This is a genomic window from bacterium, assembly GCA_021372775.1.
In the GTDB taxonomy this organism is placed as follows: domain Bacteria; phylum Acidobacteriota; class Polarisedimenticolia; order J045; family J045; genus JAJFTU01.
The window spans coordinates 1-4,870 of record JAJFTU010000366.1; the positions used below are offsets into that span (position 1 = coordinate 1).

The 4,870-nt window shown below is 73.6% G+C and carries 2 protein-coding genes; both read left to right on the top strand.

Going from position 1 to position 4,870, the window contains the following annotated elements; genetic code table 11:
• Positions 1-751, top strand: a 751-nt coding sequence (locus LLG88_12115) for a hypothetical protein (protein MCE5247647.1), incomplete at its 5' end; no start/stop codon positions are given.
• A 203-nt stretch (positions 752-954) separates the two neighbouring features.
• Complete coding sequence (locus LLG88_12120) at positions 955-4,608, top strand: hypothetical protein (GenBank protein MCE5247648.1); 3,654 nt, start codon at positions 955-957, stop codon at positions 4,606-4,608.
• Positions 4,609-4,870: the final 262 nt, after the last annotated feature.

Consider the following 4,870-nt stretch of genomic DNA (forward strand, 5'->3'; position numbering starts at 1 on the left):
GGGCGCGAACGTCCCGGAAGGAAGGGCGTACGCCTCCGCCGTCTGGACCGGCAGCGAAATGATCGTCTGGGGCGGCATGAAGAGCGCGGCCGCCGCGGCCGACGGCGGCCTGTACAACCCGGTCTCCGATTCGTGGGCGTCTACTTCGTTGACGCTGGGCGCAGGCGCGAACGTTCCGGCGGGACGGATGCTCCACGCCGCCGTCTGGACCGGCGCCGCGGACCACCGGATGATCGTCTGGGGAGGTCTCGGCGGGAGCACGTTCTTCAACTCCGGCGGCCTCTACTGCGCTCCGGAGCCGGCCTGCGCCTCGCAGGTCGTCTATCGCGACCGCGACGGCGACGGCCACGGCGATCCAGCCGAGGCGGCGACGGCCTGCGTCGCGTCCGCGTGGCCGAGTTCCGGCGACGACTGCAACGACGCAGACGCGACGGTGTGGTCCGCGCCGAGCGAGGTCGCGTCCCTTTCGTTCCGCTCGAACAAGACCACGCTGGCGTGGTCGGCCGCCGCCCAACGCGGCGGCACGGCGGCGGCGACGGTGAGCTACCGCGTCTTCCGGAACACGGGCGCGCCGTCGCCCGGAACGATCTACGGCGTCCTGGCGAGCGGACTCGCGACGCTCTCGACGACGGACGCGGCCGTTCCGCCGGCCGGCGCGGCGTCGTTCTATCTCGTCGGCGCGTTCAACGGCTGCGGCGGCACGTTGGGGACCGCGTCGAACGGGACGTCGCGGACCGGCGCGACGCCCTGAGTGAAGGAAGGGCAGCGCGGCCCCTCGCCGGACGAGGGGCCGGCGGCCGCGACGGCGCGGAGACGGGGGAGCGCCCCGCCGCGCCCAGGGAGCGTACGAACGTGGGCATTCCTTCTCGCGCGGCGCGGGCCGCGGCATCGTGGTTGGTCGTCCTTTGCGCGGGCGCGGCGGCGAGCGGGGCCGCGACTCCGGTTCGCACTCCCTTGACGTTCGAACAGCGCGTCGAGTGCCGACGCAAGGTGGAGCAGGTCTACTGGAACCACCGAGTCTGGCCGAAGGAGAATCCCGGCCCGAAGCCCGCTCTCTCCGCGGTGCTGCCGGACGAGGCGCTGCGCGCGAAGGTCGAGGCGCAGCTCAAGGCGTCGAGCCTGCTCGCGGACTACTGGAAGCAGCCGCCGACCGGCGCCCGGCTGCAGGGCGAGATCGACCGGATGGTCCGCGACACGAAGTCGCCGGAGACGCTGCGGGAGCTGTTCGCGGCGCTGAACGACGACCCGCGCCTGATCGCCGAATGTCTCGCGCGTCCGGCGCTGGAGCGGCGCGACGCCGAGCAGTCGTATTGGAGCGACGCGCGGATCCACGGCGAGCGGAAGGCGCGGATCGAGGCGGAAGTCGCGTCGCTGCGCGGCGACGCGTCGGCGCTGTCGAGTCTCTCCGGCGTCTACTCGGAGACGACGCTTGCGCTCGACGACGAGGCGACGGACGGAACGACCGCGAGGCGCAAGGCGACGGCGGACGAGCCGGGAACGCGCCGTCTGGGCCGCGCGGAGTTCGCCGCGGCGGTCGATCGCCTGCGCGGTCTCTTCGGCGTCGGGACGAACGCGGAGGCGGCGTCGTCGCCGCGGCGGACGACGGCTTCGGGCGCGGGGGCCGACGCCGCGGCGGACGCGGATCGGGAGATCGCCGCGCGCGTCGCCGCCTTGCCCCGTCTGCGGCTCTCCGCGGTCGAGGACGAGGGCGCCAGCTTCGCCGTGCGCGTCGTGCTCGCCGCGGACGGCGCGTCGGTGAAGATCGGCGCGACGATCTGGCCGAAGCGCGCCTACGCCGACTGGGCGGCGGAACGGCCGAACGGCGTCGCTCCGGAGATCGGCGAGCCGTCCGGCGGCTACAAGGTCGCCGCGCCGAAGTCGGGCGGATGCACCGACGACACGTGGCAGCCGACGGCGAGGGGCAGCATGCCGCAGGCCGGCGCTTTGAAGACCGCCGTTTGGACCGGCGCGGAGATGATCGTCTGGGGCGGCACCGACCCCGTGGGCCAGGCGACGAACACCGGAGGCCGCTACAACCCGACCACCGACACATGGGTCCCCTGTTCGCTCCCCGCGGGGGTCGGCGGGGCGCCGAGCGCGCGGGAGTTCCACTCGGCGGTCTGGACCGGCAGCGAGATGATCGTGTGGGGCGGCATGAACGCGTCCGGCGTCGCGCTGAACACGGGGGGACGCTACAACCCCGAGACGGACAGTTGGGCGGCGAGTTCGCTGACGACGGCCGCGGGCGCGAACGTTCCGTCGCCGCGTCGCGCGCACACGGCGGTATGGACCGGCGCCGAGATGATCGTCTGGGGCGGTACGAGCGACGGCGGCGCCGGCCTCCGCGACGGCGGACGGTACAGTCCGACGACGGACAGCTGGGCGAGTTCTTCGGGGCTCGCCGCGGTCGCGGCAGCGCCGGCGGGACGCTTCAATCACACGGCCGTCTGGACCGGCACGGAGATGATCGTCTGGGGCGGCGAGGGCCCGTCCGGCACGTACCTGAACACGGGCGGCCGCTACAACCCGGGAACCGATGCCTGGGCGACGAGCGTCCTCGCTTCGGGCGCCGGGAGCGGCGTGCCTTCGGCGCGCATCTGGCACACGGCCGTTTGGACCGGCGCGGAGATGATCGTGTGGGGCGGGTGGGCGAACGAAAACACGCCGCCGAACACCGGCGGCCGGTACAACCCCGCGACCGACAGTTGGACCGCGAGTTCGCTGACGACCGGCGCCGGGGCGAACGTCCCGGTCGGACGAGTCCAACACACCGCCGTCTGGACCGGATCGGAGATGATCGTCTGGGGCGGCTCGGACGGAACGACCTACGGCTACGCGGCGGGCGGCCGGTACAACCCCGCGACCGACAGTTGGACCGCGAGTTCGTTGACGACCGGCTCGGGGGCGAACGTGCCCAGCGCGCGGCTCGGCCACGCGGCCGTCTGGACGGGCGGCGAGATGCTGGTTTGGGGCGGAATTCGCCAAGGCGGAATGGTCGCCACCGGCGGCCGCTACAATCCGGCCACCGACTCTTGGGCGGCGGGCGCTCTCTCGATCGCCGCGGGAGGCGGGGCGCCGTCAGGGCGCCAACTCCACACGGCCGTCTGGACGGGCGCCGAGATGATCGTGTGGGGCGGCGAGGACTTCGAGCATTCGAACGGACTGAACACGGGAGGCCGCTACGACCCCGCCGCCGACGCGTGGACCGCGAGTTCGCTGCCGACGGCCGCCGGGCCGAACGTGCCGGGCCCCAGGGTCTACCACACGGCGGTCTGGACCGGACGGGAGATGATCGTCTGGGGCGGGAAGTCGGACTCGACGAAGCTCGGCACGGGCGGCCGCTACAACCCGGCGACCGATGCCTGGGCGACGTGCTCGCTGACCGCCGGCTCGGGAAGCAACGCTCCCGCGCCGCGCGCCTATCACACCGCGGTCTGGACGGGCTCGGAGATGATCGTGTGGGGAGGCTCGACGGCCGGGGCCGCCGCTCCGACGGGCGGCCGCTACAACCCCGACACGGACACGTGGGCGGCGAGCTCGCTGACGACGGGAGCGGGCGCCAACGTGCCGCAGGCGCGCACCGACCAAACGGCAGTCTGGACGGGACGCGAGCTGATCGTTTGGGGCGGATCTTCGCAGGACGCCCCCGGCAAGGGCGGCCGCTACAACCCTCGGACCGACACGTGGGCGGCCTGTTCGCTGACGACGGGCGCGGGCGCGAACGTCCCGCTGGGGCGCGACGGCCAGACGGCGGTCTGGACGGGGCGCGAGATGATCGTCTGGGGCGGCTACGCGGCCGGCGAGACGAACACGGGCGGCCGCTACAACCCGGATACCGACACTTGGGCGGCGACGACGACGGGCGACCGCGTTCCGGCCGCGAGACACGACGCCGCCGGCGTCTGGACCGGCGCCGAAATGATCGTGTTTGGCGGAAGCGCGCAGTCCGCCGTGTTCAAGACGGGCGGACGGTACGACCCGACGACCGACGTCTGGTCGGCGAGCTCGCTGACCGACGGCTCGGGAAGCGACGTCCCGTCGCCGCGCTTCGTCGTCTCGGCTGTTTGGACGGGCGCGGCCGACCACCGGATGATCGTCTGGGGCGGGACGGACATGGGGGGGATGTACGACACCGGCGGCCTCTATTGCGCCGCGGTCCCCTCGTGCGCCTCGCAGATCGTCCACCGCGACGCGGACGGCGACGGCCGCGGCGATCCGACGACGGCGGCCACGGCCTGCGTGGCGCCGGCGACGTGGGGGAGCGCGGGCGACGACTGCGACGACGCCGACGCGGGCGTCTGGTCGATCCCGGGCGAGGTCGCGTCGCTGTCGGTCGGCGCCGACAAGACGACGCTGCGGTGGTCGGCGACGCCGTGGAGCGGCGGCGCGGCGCCCGCGACGTACCGGCTGTTCCGGCAGACCGGGGCGCTCTCGTCGGGCGCCGTCTACTCGAATCTCGCGAGCGGCCTCGCCGCGCTCTCGACGACCGACGCGACGGTCCCCGCGGCCGGCACGGCGTCGTTCTACTTGGTCGGCGCGTTCAACGGCTGCGGCGGGACGCTCGGGGCGGGCTCGGACGGGACGCCGCGCGCGGGCGGGACGCCCTGAGCGGGAACGTCCGAGACCAGCGGCGCTCCGCTTGACGCGCCGGCGGACGCCGCGGGATCCTCGACCGCGGCGCGGCGAAGACGACGTCGCGCGCCCGCGAGAGGAGAGAGCGATGTCGGCAAGGCTGATGGAGTACTTCAACAAGCGGCCGCGGCTCGGCTGCCTGGCGACCGCGAACGCGAAGGGCGAGGTGGACGTCGCCTACTTCGGCTCGCCGCAGATGATCGACGAGAAGCGGATCGTGATGGGGCTGGGCGACAAC